Origin of the sequence: Zwartia lucis (genome assembly GCF_965234455.1) — a bacterium.
Taxonomy (GTDB): domain Bacteria; phylum Pseudomonadota; class Gammaproteobacteria; order Burkholderiales; family Burkholderiaceae_B; genus Zwartia; species Zwartia lucis.
In genome coordinates this window covers 707,907-733,091 of record NZ_OZ248472.1, presented here as the reverse complement: position 1 = coordinate 733,091, position 25,185 = coordinate 707,907, and the positions used below count along the sequence as shown (strand labels likewise).

Below are 25,185 nucleotides of genomic sequence, written 5' to 3'. Positions count from 1 at the left end.
GATTGGTATTTAAAGTGTTGACGCTAGAGCATATGTCCCCATCTGGCGCCATCAGCGACTGCATGCGCGATCATGCCCGGTCGCCAACAATCACCCATCATGTGAACGTCCAAGTCAGCATCTAGTAGCTCTTGGTAAAGATCGCTATCCGAAACCACCCCGCAGGCAAGCACGACTGACTCTGCAAAGATATCGCGCTCGGTGCCATCAGACTGACGCACCCGAACCCCGCCCGGAAAGATTGCCGTGCAGCGAGACTGCAGCAAAAGAGTGACAGGTCGCTCCATGAGGTGCGAAATCGCACGCGAGCGCTCGTTGGCACCCGCCTCTTTTGCGAGCTGGTCATACGGATGAACGATCGTTGTCTGAACGCCCCTCTCGTCCAGAAACTCAGCGACTTCACAACCCGTCAGCCCACCGCCTATGACAACAGCAGAAGCTCCAGGTATAGCTCGCCCATACAAGAGGTCCATTGTAGAAATCACGTGCGGCAGATCCACACCAGGAATTCGCGGAACTGCTTGACGTGCGCCTGCGGCGAACAGCACGCTGTCGGCCTCTAGTGTGCGTACGTAATCGCAATCTGCTTCTACCGAAGTACGTACCTCAACCTTGAGTTGATCGAGTTGCTTATAAAAATAGTGCAGCAGCGGCGTGAGTCGATCTTTGTGGGGCGGGATCGTGGCTTGTGCGAGTTGGCCCCCCAGAAAGGGTTCCTTCTCTAACAAGGTGACACGATGCCCGCGTCGGGCTAAGACGCGCGAAGCCTCTAGTCCTGCCGGACCTGCGCCAATCACCACGACGTGTTTAGGAACTGCCGCTGGATGGAACTGGTAATCCGCCTCTTTACCGAGCGCAGCATTGACCTGACACCCAATCGGCTTATCAACTTTTGCACCCCAGTCAGCGCAGTAAAAGCAAGCAATACAGGGCCGAACCTCGTTGGCGCGACCCGATGTGACCAGCGCCGGGGTGTCGGGATCGGCAAGAGACTGCCGACCAATGGCAATAAGATCGACTTTATTTTCAATTAACGCACGCTCGGATACTTCGGGAGACAAACGACCTACTGCAATCACAGGAACGTTTACAACGGACTTAATAGCCTGCGCAACAGGAAGCAACTCTCCGGGGATGTCCGGATAATTAGCCAGACTGTCAGCGCCATAGCCGCGAATTGAAACGCTAATCGCGTCGACCAGCGGCTCAATCAACACGGCCAACTCTTGGCCCTCCTCGAGAGTCAAGGCGTCCGCATGACCAAGCTCTTGACCGTTGATGCGACAGATCAGCAAAAAATCAGGGCCTGTGCAAGTCCTGATTTCTCGAAGAACTTCCTGCAAAAAACGGGCGCGATTCTCGAGGCTGCCACCGTACTCATCTGTTCGATGGTTAGAACACTTCGAAGCAAAAGTCGCAAGCAGGTAGCCATGGGCTGCGTGAATTTCGCAGCCGTCAAAACCAGCGGCCTGAACGCGACTGGCGGCTTTACCAAAACGTTTCACGATCTGTTGAATCTCGACACCCGTGAGCGCCTTGGGCACTTGACCGCCGGGACCCGCGATCGCCGATGGCGCCACTGGATGAATCCCATTGATGTTGGTCTTGCCCATGCGTCCTGCATGATTCAACTGGAGTAATGGCAGCGCGTTGTGCTTTCGAATGACTGTAGCAAGTGCCCTCAGTCCCGGTATCGCCAGATCGGTATCCGCCACTAACTTGTTTGAGGCGTGAATACCTCGAGGAAATTCGACGGTTGTTGTCTCAACAATCACCACGCCTGCGCCGCCTCGGGCACGCGCCTCGTAATAATCTATCAGTTGCTGCGTGACTAAACCGTCAGCCGTGGCATACCCCGTACCCATTGCAGGAATCACATACCTGTTTTTTACAGTCTTATTTCCAAGCTGAATTGGGCTAGATAGCGTGACAAAATTCCCGCTATTTGTTTGCGATGCCTCCATTTTTTTACTGGAGTTTTGAAAACGAGGTGGGTGCCAAGATCGAACTCGAAAGTTCGGCGACAAAAGGACCGTCTTTTTCAGACTCATCTCTCACTCGGATCCATTCGGGGTCCTTGACGAACGCACCCCATCTTTGTTCACGCTCTGCAAGTGACTCCCATTGCACCATATAGTGGAGGGCCACATTTGCTGCAGGACCAATCAGCGTTGTCCAAAATCCATGCAACCTGATGCCATGCTTCTCCATAAGGGGAGCCACTTGAGTTTCAAAGCGCTTAAGGAGCACGGGAAGCATGCCCGGAACTGCCTTATATTCACGTAATTCGTAGAGCATTAGATTGTCTCCCGCATTGATCAGCTGTCAATTTTTGTGCACGTCGTACCTATATTACAGTAATATTTTTTTTATGAATGAAATAATATATATATTATTGATAATAAATTAAATTATCATATTAATTTATTAATATAATTGATACGATGTTTTATATAATGAAACATCGTATCAATTTATTTATATCAATACACTGAACTTCGTTTTGCCTCGGGCGCTGCGCAACACGCCAGCAACACAATTAAAGCGTCAAACGTAGCAAGGTCCTTCGATCAATGGATGGGACTGGATAAAGTCCATGTCCAGCGTTAAGCCATACCCCACACCCTCTGGTGGAACCACGCATCCGTTAGCGTCTAATTTATAGGGGACCTGACCTGCGAGATGGTCCCTAAAGGGATTTAATCCAGTCACATCACCTTCAAAATAACCGGGATTATCTACGCCGCATAACAAATGCAAACTACAGGCCATATTAATCGCCGTTGCTGACGTATGGGGATTAACAGTCAGTTTTTTTGCACCAGCCATGGCAGCTATCCGCATCGTTTCTGTGATGCCACCCGTTTTGGACAGATCGGGCTGAAGGTAGCGAACACAATTGTCTTCGATCAATGTATCAAACTCATAGCGCGTGTAGTGATTTTCGCCCGCAGCTAAGGGAACATTGCTCATTCTTGCCAGCGTTGCGTAGGCATGACGATCCTGAGGTGGAAAGGGCTCCTCTAGCCAAGCGACCTGAGCTTCAGCAAATGCAGGTAACACTCTGCAGGCCGCTTCCAACGTGTAATTTGTATTTGCATCGGTCAGAATTTCAATGTCATCGCCGACAGCCTTGCGTACAGCCTGCACTCGCGCAATATCTTTTTTAGGTGTGTCTCCCATGCGAAGCTTGAGTGCCCGGTATCCCTCACTGATATAGCCCAAGGCCTCTTGAACCAAGCTCTCCGGATCCTGCCAACCCAAGGCAATGCCACCCGCATACGCTTTGATCGGTTTAGAAGTCCCCCCCAACATTCGATAGAGCGGTTGCTTCGCTTGTTGACAGCGAATGTCCCAGAGGGCTTGATCCAGTCCGCTCAGCGCCAATACGGCCGCTGCACCCATACCGTGACTTGCAATCTGCATTTTATAAACGCGCGCCCATACCCCATTTACGTCAGTCGCATCCATTCCCAATACCAACTCGCTCAACGTGGTGTCAATGAGCTTCGCAATGGCACCGGGACAACGGCCATGGTGTGCTTCGCCCCAACCGGTCAATCCCTCATCAGTCTCGACGCGTATCAACACAGCATCACGTTTGACGCTACGTCCAATACCAAGCGTGACAGATTTGTTAGCAGGCACAGGGAAAGAAATCGGCACTGCTTGTATACGTGTGATTTTCATTAGAGCTTAGTCCTTAAAGATCTCAGGATTGACAACATTACTAGGACGTTCATTTTTCAATAACGCCAGCATCGTCATAACAGCACCCTCACTCGTCACGAAGGAGCTACTTTCGGTAATCCCCGCACAATGAGGTGTCAGCATCAGGTTGGGACAATCAAACACTTGCTCTGCGCCGGTGAGCGGTTGCTGATTAAAGACATCGAGCATGGCACCACCCAATCGTCCCTCACGCAGAGCAATCACCAGCGCATCAGTATCGACAACCGGACCGCGTGACACATTAATCAAAATCGCACGTTTTTTCATCTTGGCGATTGTGACTTGATCGACGAGATTTCTCGTTTGATCGGTGAGTGGGCAGGCCAATACGACAGCATCTGACTGAGCAAACAACATCTCCTTGTCCGCGGCAATCACGCCTGCAGGCAGTGTTTCAGGACGACGCGTCAGACCAAGAACCTTCATCCCAAGTCCTTGGGCCATCCTAGCGATCAAAGTACCAATTGATCCAACTCCCACAATCCCTAGCGTACTTGCGCCGAGCTCCAAATAATGATCTGCAGCAGGTCGTGCTTTGGCCCAACCCTCTTTTCTCAATGACGCATCCATTCCTGCTAAGTTGCGTCGCAAGGCAAGCATGCCAGCAAGGCAATACTCCGCAACCGCTTGCGAATTGCAACCCGGCAAATTCGCGACCGCTATCTTTTTTTCTGTAGCAGCCTGAACAGGAATCATATCCAGACCCACGCCGTGTCTTACAACAGCGTGCGTCAGTGGTGCATCTTCAAAAATATCAGGTGGCAATTGATTTCTAACAATGACACCGTGCACATCACGAATCAGTCGCTTATAGGTTGACGCCTGAGTGTCAGGTGCAAGAATAATGTCGCACTCTGCAGCCAATAAAGCCTGCATTTCCGGGTGGATTGGACTCGTCAGTAATACTCGGGGACGCGCATTATGGTGCTTCAAAGAATGGCACTCCTCTTTTGACTGGATTGACCAACTGTCCCAAGCCCTCCAAAGATACTGTCACCTTTTGTCCTGGCAAGAGCCAAGCCGCAGGGGTATGGGTTGAAGCTCCGCCACCGGGTGTCCCAGTCGCGATCACATCACCAGGCTCCAGGGGAAACCTGTGAGAGATCCAAGAGATGAGTTGAGGAATACGATAAACCATATTTTCTGTTGAACCGTCTTGCAGCACGCGTCCATCTACCTCAAGTTTGATTCTGATTTGATGCGGATCCACCACCTCATCTGGAGTCGCAATCCATGGGCCCAGCGGAGCGGTTGCAGGCAAATTTTTGCCGCGCAAAAAATTTCCACTATCTCGCTTGAGCAAGCCTGATCCACTCACATCATTGTGAATCGTATAACCAGCAACATAGGTCATTGCCTCAGCTTCTGACACACACAAGGCTCGGCGTCCAATGATGGCAGCAAGTTCACCCTCGTAAGCAACATCGCCCACATCAGGCGGAATAAGTATTGCCTCATCTGGACCGATGACCGTTTGCCCGGAACGAAAGAAAACGACGGGCTCCGCGGGGGGGGCCATGCCTCTCTCCGCTAAGGCATCGCGAAAGTTGAATGCAGCACCCATGACTTTTCCAGGTCTTTGCAATGGTGCTAAGAGCTGTATTGACTGAAGCGGCACAAGCGCTTGCTCAGAAAACCGGCAAGCATGAATGCGCGACTGCCAAACCTGCAAGCCCTGCTCGATCATCGTCAGCAAACAAGGTTGAGTAGAACCAAGCAAATCCAAACAAGCTTCGTGCCCCAGATCGAGAACCTGGTGTGAGTCAGTCAAAAGCACCCCTGCGCGAGGGGTGCTCTCACTTTTACCAATACTGCCGTTTGATTTTGAAACAAAGGTAACAAAGCGCATGAACGATATCCTTGATCCTTCAAATTTTGAAGTGAGATGCCTAAATGTTTAGGCTACGCGATACTTGTCTAGTATTTCACGCTTGATCTCAATTCCGAGTCCCGGACCCGTTGGAATTTGAACAATGCCCTTTTTCTGAACGATTGGCTCAACAGACAAGTAGTCACGGAAAGGATTCTCACATTGCTCAAACTCGAGCAAAGGGGGAAAGGGACGATAGCTTGGAGGTTGATCAGGAAGTGCGCCCAAAAAGTGCAAGGTTGCCGCTAACCCAATCGCTGAGCCCCAGGCATGCGGCACACACTCGACACCATGGGCGCTCGCCAAGGTCGCAATCTTGCGGCACTCACTGATGCCGCCTGCTGCACAAACATCCGGCTGAATAATATCCATTGCCTTTCGCACAACGATATCTCTGAAGCCCCAGCGCGTGAACTCATTTTCGCCCCCGGCTACTGCCATATCCAAAGCCCGAGTGACTTCAACATAGCCGTCAAGATCCTCTGGAGAAATAGGCTCCTCAAACCACTCTACACCCAGCTTTTCGAGCTCCCGACCGAGACGGATCGCCTGTGGAACCGTAAAGCAGTGATTAGCATCCACCATGAGTCGCGCCTTATCACCAAGCGCTTTTCGAACAGCCGCCACGCGCTCGATGTCGAGCTTCATATCGCCCAGACCGATTTTCATCTTGATCGCAGTGAAACCCTCTTCTTGGTATCCCAGGGCTTCTTCGACGGCCTCTTCGATCAATCTATTCATATCAATGAAATAGAGTCCTGTGGCATAGCAAGTCACTTCTGTTCGATATGAGCCACCGATCAGTTTGTGAATAGGTTTACCCACTGACTTACCAATGATGTCCCAAAGCGCAATATCAATGCCACTCATCGCACTGGTCACCATCCCTCGTCCACCATAGTCCTTGATACGGTTATAGAGATACTCCCAAATCACCTCAACGTCGAACGCATCCCGTCCAATAATGTGAGGTGCTAGTTGTGTCTCAATAAACGCACGTGCAACTTGTGAAGGCCCGTAACACTCACCCCAACCGACGATGCCATCGCTGGTTTCAATTTCAACAATGCAAGATCCTCTCGTCTTATAAAGCCACCCTCTTGAGGAGGTGAAAGGTCGCTGGACTGGGGCTGCCACGACATGGCAAGTCACTTTTTTAATAATGCTCATGGGTTCTATTTGATCCGTGATGGGTTCTAAGGTCTGTATATTTTTATTTCTTTTGATTGGCGAATACTTTCTCACCAACCTCTACGAGCGCCGCCGTCACGCCAACAACCTCTTTATTCAGGGCGGCTCCGGTTAGATTGTCGACAACCGCACTTCCATCAGCCGACAGTTTTTTGAAACGATCGCTTTGGATCGCTTCGCTAAAAATCGCAATTAAACGATCTTGGACTGCCTGTGGTGTTTTTGCGGGTGCGACCAAGTAAGCCATCTGCACTAGAGGACCATAAGGAAAGACGTCATAGCCCTTGGACTTGAAGGTCGGCACGTCTGGCATCGCCTGCAATGGCTCGTTAGCAAATACACCCAATGCTCGCACCAGTTTGCCATCAATCTGCGCCTTACTTTCCGAAGGCTTAAGCACTGCGGCATTAATCTGACCACCCGCCAAGTCTGCAATCACGCGGGATCCCCCCGTGTAAGGTGCCACGATGATCTCACTGCCCGCGATACGTCCCGTCATGAGGGCAAAAATATGATTCAAATTATTGCTGCCAGGCGTACCAATAGATACTTTTCCTGGATTTTTTTTCACGTAAGCGATGAACTCCTCCAGATTTTTAGCCGGACTGTTGTAGGGCACGACAAGCAGCAAGGGATCTGTTGTGACTCTTGCGATCGAGGCAAATTCAGCATTGCGTAAAGGTGTCAGATTTTGTGCAATCAACGCCAAGGTCGAACTCGTGCCCATCCCAATGGTGTAACCGTCTGGCTCTGCCCTTGCGACACGCGTCATACCGATTGAGCCTGTTGCGCCTGCAACGTTTTCCACCACAACCCTGATCCCTTTTTCACCGAGAATGCTCGACAAAGCGCGCGCAGAAATGTCATTTGAACCGCCTGCATTCCATGGCACGATCAGACGAATCTCTCTGCTCGGAAAAGTTGCCTGTGCGAGCACAGGTGCCGCAACCGTCAGTGCAACCAATGATCCCATTAGCGAACGTGCAATGCTTGAAAATATGTTCTGTTTCATTTCAGCTGTCTCCTAGTTCATTAAAAATAATTTTATTATGCTGTTTGTTATAACATACAACATTTAAACACTGGGTCCAACTCCCCTACTCCCTACTGTTAGAGCAAAAATTATTTCTGTTGTCTGTCGATCAGCAGCGCATAGACATCTGCGCGAGCACTTTCAATGTCTGCATGAATCGCAGCCGCAGCTTTAGCCGCGTCTCGCTCTTTGAGCGCATTGAGTGCGTCGACATGATGTGAATAACGTTTTAACCCTGGCTTATATTCTGGCAGGGCGAGGTTTAATGTAGGCCCGCACCTTAGCCAAGCGCCTTCTATGACATCTTGAACGATGGGCAACTGACTCATTTTGTAAATACCAAAATGAAACCGATTGTGCGCCGCAAGATATTTTGCACCCTGAGCAGACTCTATCGATTTTTTCATGTCGAGCATGGAGCGTTCGAGCCCTGCAAGCTCTTCGGAACTTGCCAAACGCGCCGCTGCAGCCGTCGCTAGTGGCTCCAGACTTGAACGTATCGCCATCAGTTGGTCAAACTGCTGCGCGTCCAGCCGAGGAACGGTTGCCCCCCCACCCTGACCGACTCCGCCACGATCCAACACCTTTTCAGCGATCAAATGATTGACCGCATCGCGAACGGGGGTCAAGCTGATCCCAAGCTCATCGGCCATATCCCGCAAAATGATCCGAGCACCGGGTGCGTATCGCCCTTCAAGAAGCGCTGCTTTGAGAGTCAGATAGGCCTGATCCCAGAGGGTACGTCGCTCGATAGGCTTTAGAGACTTAGGATAAATCATGCGTTAGACCGGAGATATTTGACCGAATTGTACTCAGATGCTCCAAAAACAACGCTAGATCTATTCATAAAGTTTTTTCATCATTAACACGATTTAAATATGGAGGATAAAAATAACTATAAAATCGAATGAAAATAACACGATGCTTACGTCAAGAAGTCGATCGCGTCAGCGCCCGACATAACATCACAGGAGATCAGAAATGAATCAAGTCGCTGCCTCGCGTCACAGTATAAAAATTACACCGCTAGACGGAGCGCTCGGCGCGAATGTCGAGGGTATTGATTTTTCAACACCCTTAAATGAAGCTGATCGTGAGGCACTTGAGCAAGCTTGGACCGACCACTTGGTACTGCGCTTTAGGGGGGTTGGAAAGCTTTCGGCAGATGATTTGATTAAGTTTTCTAAAAACTTTGGCAACCTGGATGCTCGGCCTATCAGCACTTCAGAAACAAATCCCTATTTTGACGTTGATAAGCCAGAGATCACGATCATCTCTAATGTGTTGATGGATGGAAAGCCTATCGGTGGGCTTGGTGCGTATGAGGCGGTATGGCATTCAGATATGACCTATGTCGATCAACCACCCAAAGGAAGCTGTCTCTATGCCGTTGAGCTTCCGCCAAGCGGAGGCGATACATACTTTACAAATATGTACGATGCCTATGAGACGCTCAGTCCAGAATTAAAAGAAAAGATCAAGAACTTGTTCTGCATTCACGATGCCAGTCGCAATAGCGCTGGTGAGTTAAGAAAGGGTTTCAAAGATATCGATGACCCAACGCAAACGGTTGGTGCGCGACATCCACTGGTGCGCCTTCATCCAGTCAGTCAACGTCAAAGTTTATTTTTAGGTCGTCGAAGGGGCGCCTATATCCCAGGTTTATCTTTATCTGAAAGTGAAGACTTATTAAATCAATTATGGGCACACGTGACGCAGCCAAAATTCTCCTGGGGTCAAAAATGGCAACTCGGTGATATGGTGCTGTGGGATAACAGATGTACGATGCACCGAAGAGAAGCCTTTGACACATCGAGCAGGAGATTGATGTTGCGTACTCAAATTTCGGGTGAAAAAGTTTTAGCAGCCTGATTCATCCAACCTCTGTACGACGGATAACTTAAATGATAAATCGTTTCAATAAATTTATGTTGTTGCGCGGACTGACTGCCATCGCAGTTTGTGTCGTAGCGATGTTGAGTATGACGATTCAGGCCCAGTCTTTTCCTAATGCACCGGTGACTTTTGTTGTTCCTGGACCCGCTGGGAGTGGGACTGACCAGATTGCAAGGCTCTTGGCGGATCAGTTCACTAAAATGTGGAATCAGTCTGTCGTCGTAGAAAACCGAGCAGGTGCTTCGGGTTCGTTGGGGGTGCAAATGTTGATGCGCGCGAAACCTGACGGCTACACCTTTATGATTGGCCATGTATCGACCCACGGTATCGTACCCGCGCTGCGTAAACCCAAACCCTACGATCCATTTACTGACTTTGCACCGATCGGTGAGATTGGTTCGTCGTCAAACATTCTCGTCATTACACCCGAGAAAAATATTAAGACCTTAAATGAATGGGTTGAAGTGTCCAAAAAGAAGAATACTGTTTCGTACGGTTCACCAGGTATAGGCTTGTCTCAGCATTTTGATGGTTATTCTTTCGGTAAAAAATTTGATGTTGAGGTACTGCATATTCCATACAAAGGGACAGGGCCAGCAGTGAACGATTTGCTGGGTGGTAGGATCGATATGATGTTTGTGACCCCGCCCGCTGTGATGCCCTTGGTCAACAGTGGGAAACTGGTAGCGTTAGCGCAAACCTCTGAAACCCGCCAGAAGGCATTTAGCAACGTACCTACTTTTAAAGAGCTCGGTTACGATGAATTAGTCAATAAAACTTGGTGGGGTTTGTTTGCACCGCTTGGGACCCCTAAAAATATTATTGAAAAACTCAATGAATCACTTTTGAATGCTCTCAAGAATGATGCCGTCCGAAAAGGGTTAGAGTTGCTCGTTGTTGATCCATCCCCACCCAAATCATCCGCCGAGTTCGGTGATTTCGTTCGCAAGGATTACCAGCGTTGGGTGGATCTGGTTCAGCAGTCAGGCATCACTGTGAACTAGCAGGCGCTCGACCCAGCCTACCAAGCGAGCCGCTGCTCCCGCAGAAACGGACGATCTATCAGCGCAGCGAGCTGCATCAAATCCGAACCCGACACACCTGCTGCTTTAAAGTGAGCCGCCCAACCATCCACACACCGTGCGACCCGTGCGATTTCTGCAGCAGCCTCGTCATACGTTAAACCAAACAAACTGTGTTCGGAGATCGCATTTTTTAGGGTTGACTCCGTACCCTGTGCGCCAACACGCATTTGTTGAAAACCGAGTGCCTGTCCTGTCGGAAGTAGATCAAAGGCTGGAGAGAGCGAGAAACACCCAAGGCACCAAATCGATCATTCCCTGCAAAATACAAATACTCCATCAAGGATAGACGCGCAGGCCGATCAAACGTACGGATCATGCGCTCACCCCACCGGTCGGGCCGAGCATCGTCCACTGCGCCTACAGCAGAGTCTTTGGCTATTGGTAAAAACGAATGGTCGCGCAATGGTAAGTCTTCACTGAGTGCAAACCCATGACGTAACCAGTTAGCGGCGTAACGCAAACCAACGCCACGTAGCGTGGAGATAAATTCTAAGCGACCGACGAGTGTCGGTGCGTCAGATTGGGCCAACCACCAGAGGCTCATCTCATCAATAGGTTGATAGGTTAAGGCGAGCTGACGCAGGTGCGCCTGCACTAGGGGCGGTATCATCAAAAGTGCTTGCGATATCTTTGGCATACATAGATATTAGTAAATTAATCATAAAGTTAACAACTATTTATGTTTAATGATCACTTCGCAAACTAGCTTGCAGGTTGAATCTTGTCTTGCGTTTTAGTGTCAAAGTCGCTGGCATCATGGCGTTCACGCAGTTGTTCTGAAGGCTCGCCATGCATGCGGTTGACCATGCGCCCGCGCTTGACAGCGGGCCGACTGTAAACAGTCTCGGCCCAGCGTTGAACATGCTTGTAGTCTTGCACGCTCAAAAACTCGGCCGCCCCATACAACCAACCTTTCACCAACCCGCCGTACCATGGAAACACCGCAATATCGGCGATCGTATATTGATCGCCACCCAAGTATTCACTGACGGCCAGGCGACGTTCAAGGACGTCAAGCTGGCGCTTGGTTTCCATCGTGAAACGATCAATGGCGTACTGAAACTTCGCTGGCGCGTAAGCGTAAAAGTGACCAAACCCGCCACCCAAATACGGCGCACTCCCCATTTGCCAGAACAGCCAGTTCAAAGCCTCGGTGCGGGCGACGCCGCCTTTGGGCAGAAAAGCTTGAAATTTCTCAGACAGGTAAAGCAAAATCGAGCCGGATTCAAACACGCGCACCGGCTGCGCGCCACTGCGATCAAACAACGCTGGGATTTTTGAGTTTGGATTGATATCGACGAAACCCGAGCCAAACTGGTCGCCTTCACGGATATTGATGAGCCAAGCATCATATTCAGCGCCTGCGTGCCCCAGCGCCAGCAACTCTTCGAGCAAGATCGTGACCTTGACGCCATTAGGTGTGCCCAACGAATACAGTTGCAAAGGGTGCTTGCCAACGGGTAGTTCTTTGTCGTGCGTCGGCCCGGCGATCGGCCGATTAATATGCGCAAAAGCGCCGCCGTTGGGCTGCTCCCAAGTCCAAACTTTGGGGGGGACGTAATCTTTAGAATCTGTCATGGGTTTCATCATAAGAGATTCATCACTCCAGTGTGATCTTTGCCTCTTCAATGATCTTGCCCCAGCGCACGCGCTCGTCTGCGGCATATTTTGTAAAGGCTGCTGACGACCCGCCGATCGTGATGGCACCTCTGTTCAAGAACTCTTCTTTGAATTGAGGATCGTTCAAGATTTTGACGGTTTCGGCATTGAGCTTGGCAACGATGTCTGGAGGAGTGCCTTTAGGAGCAAACAAACCGAACCAGCCGCTAACATCAAAGCCTGGCAAGCCTGCCTCGGCAAGGGTTGGCACGTCAGGCAAGAGCGAGGAACGCGTCGCGGACGTGACACCGAGAGCGGTTAATTTTCCTGACTTGATCAAGGACAAGCAGACCGGCAGGTTACAGAACATCATTTCAACGCGACCGCCAATAATGTCGTTAATCACAGGCGTTGTGCCTTTGTAGGGGATGTGGACCATCTCTACACCGGCCATTTTTTTATAGATTTCACCGGACAGATGCATACTGCCGCCCGCACCGCTTGAGCCGTAACTAAAGCTTTTCTGCTTTTGGAGTGCCAGGAGCTCTTTGAGGTTCTTGGCAGGAACATGCGATCCTACGACCAGAACGTTGGGCACGCTGATGAGATTGGTAATACCAACAAAATCACGTTGCGGATCGTATTTAATATTTTTGTGCAGCAACACGTTAATCGAGCCGATACTCGTGGCACCGACTAATAAGGTATAGCCGTCTGCCGGTGCAGTCGCGACAAAGGCTGCGCCAATGTTGCCGTCTGCGCCAGTTTTGTTTTCTGCGACGACTGGCTGGCCCAAGGCGATCGCGAGTTTGTTGGCGACGGTACGCGTCAAAATATCTGTGAGCGTACCTGCGGCAAAGGGCGCCACAATCGTGATGGGTTTGTTTGGGTAGTTAGAGGCTTGCGCTTGCGCAACCGAATGAGGCAGTAAAGCCAATGCGGTGAGGCTGCCTAAGCCAACGGTGCGCAGCGAGGCAAAGAGGGTTTTTTTCATATGTATCTCCCTTTTAGCTTGTTATAGATTTATCCAATCAATATACCCTTTTTGGTCAAACGGGAACGTTTTTACTTTTAACCATCTTTTACACCTAAAATATGCATTGGTTTAACGCTAAATATGATAATTTAATACCAGTCCCCACAAAGTTGAGACGCTTAAATGAAGAAACTCAAGAAGAAAGGCCTATTGGACAGCGGTATAGAGTCTGATTTTTCTTATGTGGATGAGCTGGGCACCGTGGCAAACGAGGTCGTTCCCGCTGCCGACACGGCTGTCGTTACCCCGAGCATCGTCAGTCAAACCGCAACCCTTGCGCTCTCCAGTTTAGTGACGGCGGAGCTAGGACCGTTTACTGACCAGTCACTCAGTGCAACGCTTGTGTATGCGCAGCTAGCGCCAACCACGGCCCTGATGAACCCCACCGCAAACCCCGCCGCCTTGCCTGATGGAGACCAGCCAATAACAGCCATCGATGCTGTGGTTTACATCGAAATGTTCAGTAATGATCCCAAATACACGGACGGTGGTCTCTGGGGCATGTATGGCGACGCAACGACTATCGCTAATGCCTACGGCAGTCAGGCTGGCGAAGCTTGGGCTGCCGGTTACACCGGCTCAAGCAAAAGTATTGTTGGCGTAATCGATACCGGTATCGACTATACCCACCCCGATCTGTATTTGAATGTCTGGCTAAATCAGGGCGAGATCTCGAGTGCCTTACGCTCAGCGCTCACCGATGTAGACCTTGATGGTCTGATTACTTTTCACGATCTAAACAATGGGGCAAATGCCACCAGGGTGACAGACATCAACCTTAACGGCTATATCGATGCCGGTGATTTACTCAACGACGTACGCTGGGAAAATAACATAGATGAAAATGGCAACGGGTATGTCGACGATCTACTCGGCTGGGACTTTTCCAATAACGATAATGACCCTTTCGACGATAACAGCCACGGCACCCATGTGAGTGGCACCATCGGCGCTATCGGGGGCAACGGTAGCGGGGTCGCCGGGGTCAATTGGGCCGTGCAGATGGTGGCACTGAAGTTCTTATCGGCGACCGGCTCTGGCGCCACCTCAGGCGCGATCCTAGCACTCGACTATTTTACCTTTGCGGCGACTCAGGCAAGCGCAGGTGAAAACTTTGTTGCCACCAACAATTCTTGGGGCGGAGGTGGCGCCTCGCAAGCGTTGACGGATGCCATCACGCGTGCAGCGCGCCAGGATATCCTTTTTGTTGCCGCCGCTGGCAATGAAGCCACGAACAACGATGTGTATGCCAACTATCCGTCTAATATCTCAACCACGATGACCGCAGGTTATGAGGCCGTGATAGCCGTCGCGTCATTGACCTCTACGGGTAGTTTGTCTTCGTTTTCGAATTTCGGCGCGACTACGGTCGATCTGGCTGCGCCGGGCTCGTCGATCTATTCGACACTTCCCGGTGGAAAGTATGGCAGCTATAGCGGAACTTCTATGGCCACACCGCACGTTGCCGGTGCGGCGGCCCTCTACGCCGCTCTGCATCCAACGGCAAGCGCGGCTCAAATCCAGCAAGCATTGCTGGCGAGTGCGGCCCCCACCACTAGCCTAACGTCGGTGACAGCCAGTGGCGGTCGGCTTGATATCGGGACTCTGATGGGTCTGCTACCGACAGTCCCCCCTGTGGTGGTCGACATTACTGGCACTACCGCCACCACAGCCACACTGACCACCAGCGCGCCGCAGACATCCCTCATCGCTCTGGCCGGCGACCAGGACTGGTTCAAAGTCGAATTAGCCAGTGGCTATCGCTACGATTTTGCACTTGATGCGGCTGCCGGTTCGGGACTCGATAGCTATCTGCGACTGATGGATAGCCGCGGCACTGAGCTCTTAGTTAACGATGATGCTGTCGGTTTAAACTCAAGATTGTCATTCACTGCCAGTACCACGGGGACCTATTTTGTGAGCGCGCAGGGTTACTCCAGCAGCGTCGGTAGCTATGCGCTGAACATGACGGCTAAAAGTAATTCATTAGTGTTGGTCGGCAGCAGCAAAAATGACGTATTGGTAGGCGGGGCTGGGGCCGATCAATTGAGTGGTTTAGCCGGAAACGATAAGCTTGACGGCGGACTCGGCGCCGACACCCTGATCGGCGGAACAGGCAACGACACCTATTACGTGGATAACACGGGCGATCGGGTCATCGAAGACACCGCAGCCGGGATTGATACCGTGGTTGCTGCCTTATCTTATGCATTGACCGCCAATGTTGAAAAGTTGACGTTAAGCGGATCTCTGTCGATTAACGCCACTGGCAACAACCTGCAGAACACACTCACCGGCAATGCTGCGAACAATATTCTCGATGGTGGCACGGGTGCCGACACCATGGCAGGCGGCGGTGGCAACGACACCTATTACGTGGACCATACGGCAGACCTAGTCAACGAGCTGAGCGCAGCGGGAACTGATACGGTGTTGGCAGCCGTGTCTTACGTGCTCTCGCGGCATGTCGAAAACCTCACGCTCAATAGCCCGGCGGCTATCAATGCGACCGGCAATGCTGAACACAACACCTTAACCGGCAACGCTGCAAATAATACGCTTAAGGGCTTGGCAGGTAACGACACCCTTTTCGGTGGTAACGGCAATGACTTACTGTATGGCGGACTAGGCAACGATATCCTGAACGGTGGGTCTGGACTAGATGTGTTCGTGTTCGACGAAAAACTCAGTTCAACCAACATCGATCAGATTATCAATTTCAACGCAGTTGATGACACCATCTGGCTAAGCAAGAACTACTTCAAAGCATTTACGGCAAACGGCAAGATTACTGACGAGGCATTTAACTTCGGCAGTGCCGCGACCCAGAGCGACGATCGGATTATCTACAACATGCAAACTGGCGCGCTGCTCTATGATGCGGATGGATTGGGTGGGGCTGTAGCGACGCAATTCGCTCAACTCACGGGCCTGATGGACTCGCTCTCAGCGAGTGATTTTTATGTGATTTAAAACGCGCGGGATTGGAGGTGCCTCGCGGCGTTGGATGACCCTGAAATGATTAGCCCGAACGTTGTATAAACAATAAAAGTACCCGTCGTAGTGGATACGAACCTTGGCTCATTGATCTTTAACGTTAGCCTGCTGCGAAATCTTTTTATATTTATCATTCTCATTAACAATAAATTGTACGTAACGCGTTGAATCCAAATGAGTCACCAAAACCCCGCGAGAATTAAAAGCCTCGATAATTTCAGGTAGCTTGGAGATACGTTCAAACTCTTTATTTAGTTTCGATACCACCTCGGGAGGAAGTCCCGAGGGACCAGAAAAACCATACCAAAGACCACCTACAACATCTGGGTATCCTTCTTGAGCCATAGTGGGTGTTTCAGGCAATGACCCTAAACGCTCTGGATGCAAAACAGCCAACGGCCTTGTATTGCCAGCCTTTATATTACTTAGCTGTGCAGGCAGTCCATCAAACATCACGTGAACCCTTCCGGCAATAAGATCAACAACAGCCGGCCCAGATCCCTTGTACGGTACATGTTGAAGAGAAGATCCGGTTGAAATTTTAAACATTTCTGCCCAGAAATTTAAGGGACTTCCATTCCCTGAGGATGCATAGTTGAGCTTATTAGGATTTGCTTTCGTATATTCAATCAACTCCTTGATATTTCTAGCGGGCACATCCTTATGCACAACTGCAACTGCAGGGACTGTTGCCATCAAGCCAAGATGAGAAAAACTTTTAATCGGATCGTAAGTTAAATTATTAAAAAAGGCGGGTGCCGTCGCGTGCGTCGTACTGGAGGAAAGCAACAGGGTATAGCCGTCGGGCTTTGAGCGAGCAACTTGTGCTGCGGCAATCGTCCCAGTGGCACCGCCAACGTTTTCAACAACGACTATTTGCTTCATACTGTCACTCATTTTTTGAGCAATGAGTCTCGCAACAAAGTCAGCAGCTCCACCTGGAGGAACAGGAACAACAAGCTTAATTTGCGTGAGGGGGTATTCGCTTGTTTGCCCGATAGCAAGCATTGAGTGAACACTTAATATCGCTCCGACCATCAAAACTCTAAAACCACCAAAAGTCAATTTCATGCTGTTCCCCGAAGAAGGACAGCGCACGTTACTAGCTGATGATGCACGTCTTGATACAGCAGACGCTTTTGGTCTTTTGGCTTGGTAGGGCGCCGAGTCTGCCGGTTCTTTGATTTTGTTGCCGACAGGTGCCGAACCTCAGACTACAGAGCCTTTAAAGCCTTTATCAGATGAGTCACTCGAGGAGAGAATTCGGCTGTTACCGAAAGCACCGCTCACCCATGCTGCGACTAAACGTATGTCACTCGCGGGTGCTCAACATAAACTCGCTGTCGTCTTGCAAGATGGCGCCTTATTTGAACCTGTCGGTGCAACGCCTTCTACACACATTCTTAAGCCCGATCACCCCGATGAGGATTATCCCCATTCTGTGATTAACGAATGGTTTGTGATGTGCTTGGCCAAGCGACAAGGACTCAACGTTCCAAACGTTCACCGTCGCTACGTTCCTTCGCCGGTCTATCTCATCGATCGTTTTGATCGATTTGCAGATCAGCATGGTTGGCACCGCACACACGTCATCGATGCGTGTCAATTACTCGGGCTCGACCGAAGCTTTAAATATATTCAAGGCAATATCGAAAATTTGGCAGCGTTAGCAAAGGCTTGCCGCAGCCCAGCTATTGCTCGTACTCGCTTATTTGAATGGCTCATTTTTAACGTGCTAGTTGGCAACACCGATGCACACCTTAAAAATCTAAGCTTTATGGTCTCTGCCCAAGGCGTTCAGCTCACACCTTTTTATGATCTCCTGAGCATCGCCGCCTATGAATCTATTGCGTTTGACCAAAAAGGCTGGCCAGAACAAACACCCTTGGCATGGCCCGTCATGGGCGTCAGACGCTTTGCTGAGATCGACCGCCGATTGTTACTTGAGTCCGGCTTAGCGTTGGGTCTTGCAACAGCGACCGCACAACGACTCATTGAAAACCTTCGCGGTCGTATCGTCCAAGCAGCTGAAACGCTTTATGCCGAATACGAGGATGCAAATACCAAGCTACTCAGCCGACAACCTTACGTACCGGCATCGATGGCGGGGGAGTCAAGATGCCTCAGAACGATTTTGCATGTCGTGATTAAACACATGGCAAAACAAGTTGCCTAGACCCTGACCTCGTTTCATCCACACAGCAAACGCTCATAAAGAACAGATGCGCGCACTGGTCATCTAGTAAGCTATGAAAATTCCACTTGACAGCTTGTTATAACAAGTTAATATCAGATCAAATTGATGTGAAACCGTTTCGCCATTCTGAGCACACTCCCTCAACGAACGTTCATTCAGATAAATAACAAAATGACAAAACTTCAGGATCTCGCTACCGTCATTCGTAGTAAAAATGCTGGCCCTCTCACCCTCTCCTTTGATTTAATGTTCCCGAGCGAGGAGAGCTATCAGAGAGCACTGAGCTCGAGCGCACTCACCGCCGAGACGATTGGGCGCCTCTACAACACCCCAGCAGAAAAAATATCCATCAATTCCTATGACGCTGCGCGCGCAATCAAAATTGCGATACCTCGGAAAATTGTGTCGGGCACCCCCGGAGATCGCGATGTTTACGGAGCCCAACAACACGTACCCTTATTAGGACTAGAGCTATGAGCGCAGTCCAATCTCTACTTAAGCGTCGTCCTAGCACGCTACGTGTGCTGTCCGCCTCTGGTCAGCTCGGCTACGGTATACCCCTCAAAGCCTTAGCGGCTGGGCTGGCGAGAAAGCCTGACTTCATTGGCTGTGACATGGGATCGGTAGATCCTGGCCCAGCCTACTTGGGCTCGGGCGAAATGGCGACGAGCCCGGCCATCACCAGAGGGGATCTTGCTGCCGTACTCATTGCAGCGAGAAGCCTCAATATTCCTCTCATCATAGGCACCGCAGGTACCTCAGGTGCCGCTCCGCATCTCGATGCGACGCTCGCTATGATTCGTTCCATTGCAGCGGAACATAAACTACATTTTCGTCTCGCCTCCATTCGATCAGATCTCAAAGCAGATCGCGTGATCCAAGCACTGGACGCCAACACGCTCCACGCACTCGGAGGCGATCTCGCAGTCACCGCCAAGGATCTTAAAGCAAGCACACATATCGTCGGGCAAATGGGCTGTGCCCCTTTCGAGCAGGCGCTCGCACTTGAGCCGGACGTCATTATTGCGGGCCGTGCCTGTGACACAGCCGTCTTTGCTGCGATACCGAAAATGTTAGGTTTCAATATGGCCAACGTCATGCACATGGCGAAAATTATTGAATGCACCTCAATTTGCTGCGAGCCAGGCGGCCGTGACGCAATGCTCGCGACCCTAGATGCCGAGGGATTTGAGTTAGAAAGTATGAACCCAGATCGTCGTGCGACACCTCTTTCCGTAGCGGCGCACAGTTTGTATGAGCAAGCGGATCCCATCAGTTTCACGGAGCCAGACGGCACACTGAAGGTTGATCAGGCCACCTACCGAGCGCTGGATGAACGACGCACCTATGTAACGGGCGCGACATGGACAGAGGCAACGCATACAACCATCAAAGTCGAAGCAAGCATGTTGGTGGGTCACCGCGCGGTCTTACTCGCTGGAACGGCTGATCCCAAGGTCATTGCGCGACTTCCCGAGCTGATCGAAATTGTTGAAGCAACGACTCGAGCACTCGTTCCGGGCGATTACCAAATCTACCCGAGACTCTATGGCATAGACGGTGTATATCCACAGCAAGATAAGAATATTTCACAAGCAGTACGTGAGTCATTTATTCTCATAGAGGTCATCGCACAAACTCCAGACCTAGCGCTTGCAGCCGCAAAGACCTTCAAACAGTTCTTGCTACACCAGGGCTTTAGTGGACGCCAATGTACTGGCGGCAACCTCGCCTTTCCATTCACTCCACCAGAATTAGCCGCAGGAAAGGCATATCGATTTTCTGCGTATCACGTTATGCCTGCTCCAGATCATCGCGAACTATTTCCCGTCACGATAGAAACACTTTAGCTTTAAAGCACGATATCCAACTCATACCTGCGACGAAGTCCTTGCCGCAATTACTTTAGCCAAGAAAAAAGGTACAGCATGAAAGATATGCCACTATCGCTGGGCATTCACAGCGGAAAAAATGCAACGCTTCGAGCCCTGTTGGCCTCAAAGAAACTATTCATTGCTCCAGGCGTTTTCGACTGTCTGACGGCCAGACTCGCTGAACAAGCTGGTGCAAAAGCCATATACATGACGGGTTCTGGGGTCTCCATCACAAGACTCGGGGCTCCAGACATTGCCATACTCTCCTTTGCTGAAATCCTTGATCAAGCCAAGCGCATTTGTGATGTCACGTCACTACCACTGATTGCTGACGCCGACACAGGCTATGGTGGCCCACTGAACATTATGCGTACTGTTCGAGAGATGGAGCGCGCTGGCGTGAGCGGCATTCAAATCGAAGACCAGGACTGGCCCAAACGTTGCGGACATGAACCCGGTCGGCGAATCGTCTCTATTCAGGAGATGGTCGGTCGCATTCGTGCAGCGGTCGATACGCGTCAGGATGAGCAAACGGTCATTGTCGCGCGCACCGACGCACGCTCAAGCGAGGGCATCCAAGCCGCGATCGAACGTGCCAACCTCTATGCCGAGGCTGGAGCTGATGTCGCCTTCGTCGAATCACCTGAAAGTGTGAAGGAAATGCGTCTACTCAATCAGGCGATTGAAACACCCACCCTTGCCAATCAAGTGGAAGGTGGCAGAACACCGATGCTACCCGCCAAGAAGCTTGAAGAGCTGGGCTACGGACTCGCGATCTATCCAAATTCAATTACTCGCGTTTTTGCCTCAATTGGCAATACCTTATATACGGAGTTACTCAAGACAGGATCCACAAAATCCATGTCGAATCAAATGCTTGACCACCGTGGGTTGTGGAATCTTTTTGAATACCCTGCTTTCATTGAACTAGAAAACAATTACACCTCTAAGGATGACAAGAAATGAAAATGAAACTCAGCACTATTTTTGCGACCCTGACGATTTGCTTGGCTGGCCAATCGATCAGCCACGCACAAGCGACCACTTGGAATGCCTACACGTTTGGACCTTCTGAAGCACTCGCAAACGTTCAGGGGTTGAAACGCATCATCAATGCTATCGAACAAGATACCAATGGCGAAGTAAAAATAAAGCTGAATTTAGCTGGCTCGCTGCCGATACAGTCCTCGGACATTACTCAAGCAACGGGTGAAGGCACCGTTCAATTTGGTGATGACGGATTTTTCTTGGGCGCGGTCCCTATAGCAGGCGTTCTACGACTCCCCATGCTGATTAGCAGCAGAGCGGAGTTCGATAAAGCCGAAGAGATCATGCGGCCCTATATCGATAGAGCCTTTGCAAAGCAAGATGTCATCGTCCTAGGACGCTTCGTGTTCCCTTTTCAAGTGGCTTTCACAACAAAGAAGCTGGGTAATCTCGAAGAATTTTCTGGACAAAAATTCAGAGTCACCTCGCCCGAGCAAGCAGAATTTGTGAAGCGTTTTGGCGGTGTCCCTATCACTTTAGGTGCACCTGAGGTTCCTCCTTCGCTTCAGCGCGGAACAATCGACGGTGTATTTACAGCGAGTGCAGGAGGCGGAAAAATCTGGGGCGACTTGCTGAAGTACAACTACCGCCTAGGCGTTAACTACTTCGATGGCGTGTATATCGTCAACAAAAAAGCCTTTGATAAGTTGTCAGACACAAATCAACAAAAAATTCGACAAGCTGTACGGAAATTAGCACCGTCCACGACGGATCAACTGGGCAAAGAGGAAGCTGAAGTGACGGCAATGTTGAAAAGCAAGGGAATGGTAATTAACGAAGCGACTCCTGAGCAAATAGCAGCTGCCACAAAGAAAATGGCACCTTATTGGGATGACTGGGCAAAACAGCGCGGCCCTGAAGCAGTCGAGGCACTTAAAAAAGTTCGCACTGCGTTAAATAAATAATCCAATTCGGAAGGAATGCCCGTGGATGCCAGTCTCGACGAAAGCAAATTTGCAAGTCTAGTAAGAAAGCTCACGAACCTGCAGCTCATTATTTGTGAGCTCGTACTTGGTGCGTTAGCAGTCTGTATTTCTTTAGACGCTCTTTTGCGCTGGTCGGTCAATTGGTCAATCCTGGTTGTAGACGAGCTTGGCGGCTATGCCTTAGTTTGCCTTGCTTTTTTTGGCTTCTCGATAGCGCTACACGAAAAAGCTCTTTTTCGTGTAGACGCTTTTTACGATTGGTTATCACCGATCAACCGAGCAAGATTTCAGTTTGTCTTCGATATACTGACGCTCGCATTCATGCTTTTACTCCTGTGGCATTTTTGGGGTCTCGTCACGCGATCCCATGCAAAAGAGATCTCTGCGCTAACAATGTTGCGGACCCCAATCTGGATACCTCAACTGCTAATGGTAGTCGGAGCATGCTCAACCTCTCTTGTTCTTGTCGTCCACGTGATCAACGATTACAAGATGGTTTTTAAGACCAACAGAAAAGAGGCTCTCAATGGATAATGCAACAATTCCTCTCTTACTTCTTTTTGTTGGACTCCTCGTTTCCGGGATGTGGATCCCGTTTGCTGTCGGAATTGCCGCGCTCGCATACCTCCTGCACGCCGGTGGTGTACCGAGCCTCACATCCCTAGGCCTGGTGAGCTGGGGAAGCATGAATAGCTTCACCTTAACTGCAATCCCCTTATTCATCTTGATGGCAGAGATTCTTCTTGAAAGCGGCTTGAGCCAACGAATATTTCGAGGACTCTCTCAGGTTGTACGTTTTTTGCCTGGTGGGCTTCTACAAACGAATATTGCTGGCTGTGCCGTCTTTGCGGCAGTGAGTGGCTCAAGCGTCGCGTGCGCAGCGTCAATCGGCACAGTTTCCGTCCCTCAGCTTCGCCAGCGGGGCTACGATATGTCCCTCGCATCTGGCACCTTGGCGGCAGGCGGTACACTCGGCATTCTCATTCCGCCCTCAATCGCGATGATTGTTTACGGCACGTTTGCCGAAACATCGATCGCCAAATTGTTTTTGGCTGGCATTGTCCCAGGCTTAGTTTTGACTGGACTCTTTATGCTTTACATTGGCATACGCGCTGTCCTTAACCCTAGCCTCGCGCCAAAAGACAACTCTGGATCGTCCATCTCATGGCTGGCCGTAGCCAATGACGTCATGCCCTTCGGAGTGATGATCCTCCTGCTGATGGGAAGTCTGTACAGCGGGATTGTGACTCCAACAGAAGCCGCCGCGCTCGGCTGTTGTATCGCTTGGTTAGTATCCAAGATCTGGGGCGAAATGTCATTTTCAACGCTTCGCCGTGCCATACGGAAATCCGTTATTGCGACTGGATCAATCCTGTTTGTTGTGTATGCAGCCTTTTTGTTCTCCTACGCAATTGGCTTGGCTGGAATCGCAAAGGAGATCTCAGAGGGCGTCACACAAGCGGGCATTTCAAAAGAAATGTTTCTACTATTTGTAGTCTTAGCACTCACGATTCTTGGATGTTTTGTAGATAGTATGGGCATGATGGTCATTACCGTGCCCATTCTTTTGCCCTCACTCCATGTCTACAACATTGATCCCATATGGTTTGGAATCCTCATTGTTCTATTGGTTGAACTTGGACAAGTCACCCCGCCGATGGGCATGAATTTATTCGTGATAAAAAATATTTCGGGCGAATCACTCAGTAGTGTCATCCGCGGAACCATGCCCTTCTGGGGACTTTATCTGTTTCTGATGGTACTCATTTATTTCTTCCCTCAGCTTGTTCTTTGGCTCCCAGGGCTCACATAATGACTACGTATGAAATGGTCTAACTTTAACGTCAGCAAGTCTCTACCGACGCCGCTCTATCACCAAATTTATTCTCACCTAAGGGACTGCATTCAAAACGGTATCTTTGCGCCAGGCAGCTTATTCCCGAGTGAGAGTCAGATTGAAAAAGAGCTTAATGTCTCGCGCATTACAGCGCGTCGCGCAATGGATGAACTCTCTGCGCGCGGCCTAATTAGTCGCCAACAAGGCAAGGCCTCCCGCGTTGCTGCCTATCGACCAAGCACCCGCCTTCTGGCTGGTGTTGAGGGCATGATTGAAAACAACCGCAGGATGGGTGACTCAACAACAGTCGAGCTGCTCTCTCACGAGACTATCGCTGCGACAGACGAGGTTGCCCGCACACTAAAAGTCAAACGCGGAGAACCTGTTTTATGGTCTGTTCGGGTGAGGAGCTTAGACGGGATCCCATTTTCCTTCGCTGTCACGTATCTGCCGCAAGTCGTCACGCGTCAAATCAAGTCTGAGCAAATGTCCAGCAAATCCTTGTTAGAGTTGTTGGAGACGGCCGGCATCATTATTGGACGGGCAGAACAAGTCATTAGCGCCAAAAACGCAACGCCCGCAGTCGCGCGCGCTTTGCATATCGAACCAGGAGAGGCGCTTCTAATCTCAGACAGAATTGTTTACGATCTGTCAGATCGACCCGTCGAATGGATCTCCGTTCAATATCGTCCGGACATCTATCAGTACGGCGTAGATCTTGAACGGACACAATCGGCAAAAGGCAATGTCTGGTCGACGTTAAAGAGCAAAAATTCAACTAAAAGCATCCATAATTCTGAGCGCAGTGGTACAAAAAAAAGGGCAACGCCTCATGCGTTGCCCTAGCTTTCACATCCGATTTATT

24 protein-coding genes are annotated in these 25,185 nt (G+C 50.3%); 11 read left to right on the top strand and 13 right to left on the bottom strand.

The genetic code is table 11. From position 1 onward, the window contains the following. Nucleotides 1-23: 23 nt before the first annotated feature. The 8 genes from AC8GE9_RS03510 to AC8GE9_RS03475 all read right to left on the bottom strand — a co-directional run bounded on the left by AC8GE9_RS03510 (nt 24) and on the right by AC8GE9_RS03475 (nt 8,605). Nucleotides 24-1,964: an FAD-dependent oxidoreductase gene (locus tag AC8GE9_RS03510; RefSeq protein ID WP_506675723.1), complete on the bottom strand. Its 1,941-nt coding sequence runs from the start codon at nt 1,962-1,964 to the stop codon at nt 24-26. Between the two features lie 4 nt (nt 1,965-1,968). Continuing rightward, the gene (locus AC8GE9_RS03505; protein ID WP_506675722.1) at nt 1,969-2,298 is read right to left on the bottom strand and encodes an NIPSNAP family protein; all 330 of its coding nucleotides are present in this window, start codon (nt 2,296-2,298) and stop codon (nt 1,969-1,971) included. Between the two features lie 249 nt (nt 2,299-2,547). Then, entirely contained in the window at nt 2,548-3,690 is a 1,143-nt protein-coding gene (locus AC8GE9_RS03500; RefSeq protein WP_506675721.1) for a mandelate racemase/muconate lactonizing enzyme family protein, read from the bottom strand. A gap of 6 nt (nt 3,691-3,696) precedes the next feature. After that, nucleotides 3,697-4,665 (bottom strand): NAD(P)-dependent oxidoreductase, encoded by a 969-nt coding sequence (locus AC8GE9_RS03495; protein WP_506675720.1) that lies wholly within the window; start codon nt 4,663-4,665, stop codon nt 3,697-3,699. Beyond that, on the bottom strand, nt 4,652-5,581 hold the full coding sequence (locus AC8GE9_RS03490; protein WP_506675719.1) for a fumarylacetoacetate hydrolase family protein: 930 nt from the start codon (nt 5,579-5,581) through the stop codon (nt 4,652-4,654). Before AC8GE9_RS03490 ends, AC8GE9_RS03495 begins: the two co-directional genes overlap by 14 nt. 48 nt (nt 5,582-5,629) lie before the next feature. Continuing rightward, nucleotides 5,630-6,772, bottom strand: coding sequence for a mandelate racemase/muconate lactonizing enzyme family protein (locus AC8GE9_RS03485; RefSeq protein WP_506675718.1), 1,143 nt, complete (start codon nt 6,770-6,772; stop codon nt 5,630-5,632). A 43-nt stretch (nt 6,773-6,815) separates the two neighbouring features. Beyond that, on the bottom strand, nt 6,816-7,805 hold the full coding sequence (locus AC8GE9_RS03480; RefSeq protein WP_506675717.1) for a Bug family tripartite tricarboxylate transporter substrate binding protein: 990 nt from the start codon (nt 7,803-7,805) through the stop codon (nt 6,816-6,818). A 110-nt stretch (nt 7,806-7,915) separates the two neighbouring features. Beyond that, nucleotides 7,916-8,605 carry a GntR family transcriptional regulator gene (locus tag AC8GE9_RS03475; protein WP_506675716.1) on the bottom strand — a complete coding sequence of 230 codons (690 nt, stop codon included), beginning with the start codon at nt 8,603-8,605 and terminating at the stop codon, nt 7,916-7,918. Nucleotides 8,606-8,807: 202 nt separating this feature from the next. Between AC8GE9_RS03475 and AC8GE9_RS03470 the strand changes: the two genes are divergently transcribed. After that, on the top strand, nt 8,808-9,698 hold the full coding sequence (locus AC8GE9_RS03470; RefSeq protein ID WP_506675715.1) for a TauD/TfdA dioxygenase family protein: 891 nt from the start codon (nt 8,808-8,810) through the stop codon (nt 9,696-9,698). Between the two features lie 32 nt (nt 9,699-9,730). Then, nucleotides 9,731-10,726 (top strand): Bug family tripartite tricarboxylate transporter substrate binding protein, encoded by a 996-nt coding sequence (locus tag AC8GE9_RS03465; protein WP_506675714.1) that lies wholly within the window; start codon nt 9,731-9,733, stop codon nt 10,724-10,726. A 17-nt stretch (nt 10,727-10,743) separates the two neighbouring features. Here the strand turns inward: AC8GE9_RS03465 and AC8GE9_RS03460 are convergent, their stop codons facing one another. From AC8GE9_RS03460 to AC8GE9_RS03445, 4 genes are all read right to left on the bottom strand, one after another. After that, complete coding sequence (locus AC8GE9_RS03460) at nt 10,744-10,974, bottom strand: hypothetical protein (RefSeq protein WP_506675713.1); 231 nt, start codon at nt 10,972-10,974, stop codon at nt 10,744-10,746. Further along, a complete protein-coding gene (locus tag AC8GE9_RS03455; protein ID WP_506675712.1) occupies nt 10,938-11,417 on the bottom strand; it encodes a HipA N-terminal domain-containing protein in 480 nt (159 codons plus the stop codon). Before AC8GE9_RS03455 ends, AC8GE9_RS03460 begins: the two co-directional genes overlap by 37 nt. Nucleotides 11,418-11,509: 92 nt before the next feature. Beyond that, nucleotides 11,510-12,385, bottom strand: coding sequence for a glutathione-dependent disulfide-bond oxidoreductase (yghU, locus tag AC8GE9_RS03450; RefSeq protein WP_506675711.1), 876 nt, complete (start codon nt 12,383-12,385; stop codon nt 11,510-11,512). Between the two features lie 22 nt (nt 12,386-12,407). Continuing rightward, complete coding sequence (locus tag AC8GE9_RS03445; RefSeq protein WP_506675710.1) at nt 12,408-13,400, bottom strand: Bug family tripartite tricarboxylate transporter substrate binding protein; 993 nt, start codon at nt 13,398-13,400, stop codon at nt 12,408-12,410. 165 nt (nt 13,401-13,565) lie between these two features. On the opposite strand from AC8GE9_RS03445, the gene AC8GE9_RS03440 reads away from it, so the two are divergent. Continuing rightward, nucleotides 13,566-16,415: a S8 family serine peptidase gene (locus tag AC8GE9_RS03440; protein WP_506675709.1), complete on the top strand. Its 2,850-nt coding sequence runs from the start codon at nt 13,566-13,568 to the stop codon at nt 16,413-16,415. A gap of 108 nt (nt 16,416-16,523) precedes the next feature. Here AC8GE9_RS03440 and AC8GE9_RS03435 read toward each other — a convergent pair whose 3' ends face one another. Next, a complete protein-coding gene (locus AC8GE9_RS03435) occupies nt 16,524-17,510 on the bottom strand; it encodes a Bug family tripartite tricarboxylate transporter substrate binding protein (RefSeq protein WP_506675708.1) in 987 nt (328 codons plus the stop codon). 109 nt (nt 17,511-17,619) lie between these two features. Between AC8GE9_RS03435 and AC8GE9_RS03430 the strand changes: the two genes are divergently transcribed. From AC8GE9_RS03430 to AC8GE9_RS03395, 8 genes are all read left to right on the top strand, one after another. Beyond that, complete coding sequence (locus tag AC8GE9_RS03430; RefSeq protein ID WP_506675707.1) at nt 17,620-18,615, top strand: HipA domain-containing protein; 996 nt, start codon at nt 17,620-17,622, stop codon at nt 18,613-18,615. A gap of 192 nt (nt 18,616-18,807) precedes the next feature. Then, a complete protein-coding gene (locus AC8GE9_RS03425; RefSeq protein WP_506675706.1) occupies nt 18,808-19,113 on the top strand; it encodes a DUF4387 domain-containing protein in 306 nt (101 codons plus the stop codon). Then, nucleotides 19,110-20,486: an acyclic terpene utilization AtuA family protein gene (locus AC8GE9_RS03420; protein ID WP_506675705.1), complete on the top strand. Its 1,377-nt coding sequence runs from the start codon at nt 19,110-19,112 to the stop codon at nt 20,484-20,486. The genes AC8GE9_RS03425 and AC8GE9_RS03420 overlap by 4 nt, the downstream gene beginning before the upstream one ends. A gap of 78 nt (nt 20,487-20,564) precedes the next feature. After that, nucleotides 20,565-21,476: an isocitrate lyase/PEP mutase family protein gene (locus tag AC8GE9_RS03415; RefSeq protein WP_506675704.1), complete on the top strand. Its 912-nt coding sequence runs from the start codon at nt 20,565-20,567 to the stop codon at nt 21,474-21,476. Next, the gene (gene dctP, locus AC8GE9_RS03410; protein WP_506675703.1) at nt 21,473-22,462 is read left to right on the top strand and encodes a TRAP transporter substrate-binding protein DctP; all 990 of its coding nucleotides are present in this window, start codon (nt 21,473-21,475) and stop codon (nt 22,460-22,462) included. Before AC8GE9_RS03415 ends, dctP begins: the two co-directional genes overlap by 4 nt. Nucleotides 22,463-22,477: 15 nt before the next feature. After that, nucleotides 22,478-23,017: a TRAP transporter small permease gene (locus AC8GE9_RS03405; protein ID WP_506675702.1), complete on the top strand. Its 540-nt coding sequence runs from the start codon at nt 22,478-22,480 to the stop codon at nt 23,015-23,017. Beyond that, a complete protein-coding gene (locus tag AC8GE9_RS03400) occupies nt 23,010-24,296 on the top strand; it encodes a TRAP transporter large permease (protein ID WP_506675701.1) in 1,287 nt (428 codons plus the stop codon). The genes AC8GE9_RS03405 and AC8GE9_RS03400 overlap by 8 nt, the downstream gene beginning before the upstream one ends. 9 nt (nt 24,297-24,305) lie before the next feature. Continuing rightward, nucleotides 24,306-25,166 (top strand): GntR family transcriptional regulator, encoded by an 861-nt coding sequence (locus tag AC8GE9_RS03395; protein WP_506675700.1) that lies wholly within the window; start codon nt 24,306-24,308, stop codon nt 25,164-25,166. Nucleotides 25,167-25,185 lie beyond the last annotated feature (19 nt).

Coding starts and splice junctions, on each gene's coding strand:
- AC8GE9_RS03510 (WP_506675723.1), bottom strand. CDS start 1,964: ATGGAGGCATCGCAAACAAATAGCGGGAATTTTGTCACGCTATCTAGC.
- AC8GE9_RS03505 (WP_506675722.1), bottom strand. CDS start 2,298: ATGCTCTACGAATTACGTGAATATAAGGCAGTTCCGGGCATGCTTCCC.
- AC8GE9_RS03500 (WP_506675721.1), bottom strand. CDS start 3,690: ATGAAAATCACACGTATACAAGCAGTGCCGATTTCTTTCCCTGTGCCT.
- AC8GE9_RS03490 (WP_506675719.1), bottom strand. CDS start 5,581: ATGCGCTTTGTTACCTTTGTTTCAAAATCAAACGGCAGTATTGGTAAA.
- AC8GE9_RS03485 (WP_506675718.1), bottom strand. CDS start 6,772: ATGAGCATTATTAAAAAAGTGACTTGCCATGTCGTGGCAGCCCCAGTC.
- AC8GE9_RS03480 (WP_506675717.1), bottom strand. CDS start 7,805: ATGAAACAGAACATATTTTCAAGCATTGCACGTTCGCTAATGGGATCA.
- AC8GE9_RS03475 (WP_506675716.1), bottom strand. CDS start 8,605: ATGATTTATCCTAAGTCTCTAAAGCCTATCGAGCGACGTACCCTCTGG.
- AC8GE9_RS03470 (WP_506675715.1), top strand. CDS start 8,808: ATGAATCAAGTCGCTGCCTCGCGTCACAGTATAAAAATTACACCGCTA.
- AC8GE9_RS03465 (WP_506675714.1), top strand. CDS start 9,731: ATGATAAATCGTTTCAATAAATTTATGTTGTTGCGCGGACTGACTGCC.
- AC8GE9_RS03460 (WP_506675713.1), bottom strand. CDS start 10,974: ATGCGTGTTGGCGCACAGGGTACGGAGTCAACCCTAAAAAATGCGATC.
- AC8GE9_RS03455 (WP_506675712.1), bottom strand. CDS start 11,417: ATGATACCGCCCCTAGTGCAGGCGCACCTGCGTCAGCTCGCCTTAACC.
- yghU (WP_506675711.1), bottom strand. CDS start 12,385: ATGACAGATTCTAAAGATTACGTCCCCCCCAAAGTTTGGACTTGGGAG.
- AC8GE9_RS03445 (WP_506675710.1), bottom strand. CDS start 13,400: ATGAAAAAAACCCTCTTTGCCTCGCTGCGCACCGTTGGCTTAGGCAGC.
- AC8GE9_RS03440 (WP_506675709.1), top strand. CDS start 13,566: ATGAAGAAACTCAAGAAGAAAGGCCTATTGGACAGCGGTATAGAGTCT.
- AC8GE9_RS03435 (WP_506675708.1), bottom strand. CDS start 17,510: ATGAAATTGACTTTTGGTGGTTTTAGAGTTTTGATGGTCGGAGCGATA.
- AC8GE9_RS03425 (WP_506675706.1), top strand. CDS start 18,808: ATGACAAAACTTCAGGATCTCGCTACCGTCATTCGTAGTAAAAATGCT.
- AC8GE9_RS03420 (WP_506675705.1), top strand. CDS start 19,110: ATGAGCGCAGTCCAATCTCTACTTAAGCGTCGTCCTAGCACGCTACGT.
- AC8GE9_RS03415 (WP_506675704.1), top strand. CDS start 20,565: ATGAAAGATATGCCACTATCGCTGGGCATTCACAGCGGAAAAAATGCA.
- dctP (WP_506675703.1), top strand. CDS start 21,473: ATGAAAATGAAACTCAGCACTATTTTTGCGACCCTGACGATTTGCTTG.
- AC8GE9_RS03405 (WP_506675702.1), top strand. CDS start 22,478: ATGCCCGTGGATGCCAGTCTCGACGAAAGCAAATTTGCAAGTCTAGTA.
- AC8GE9_RS03400 (WP_506675701.1), top strand. CDS start 23,010: ATGGATAATGCAACAATTCCTCTCTTACTTCTTTTTGTTGGACTCCTC.
- AC8GE9_RS03395 (WP_506675700.1), top strand. CDS start 24,306: ATGAAATGGTCTAACTTTAACGTCAGCAAGTCTCTACCGACGCCGCTC.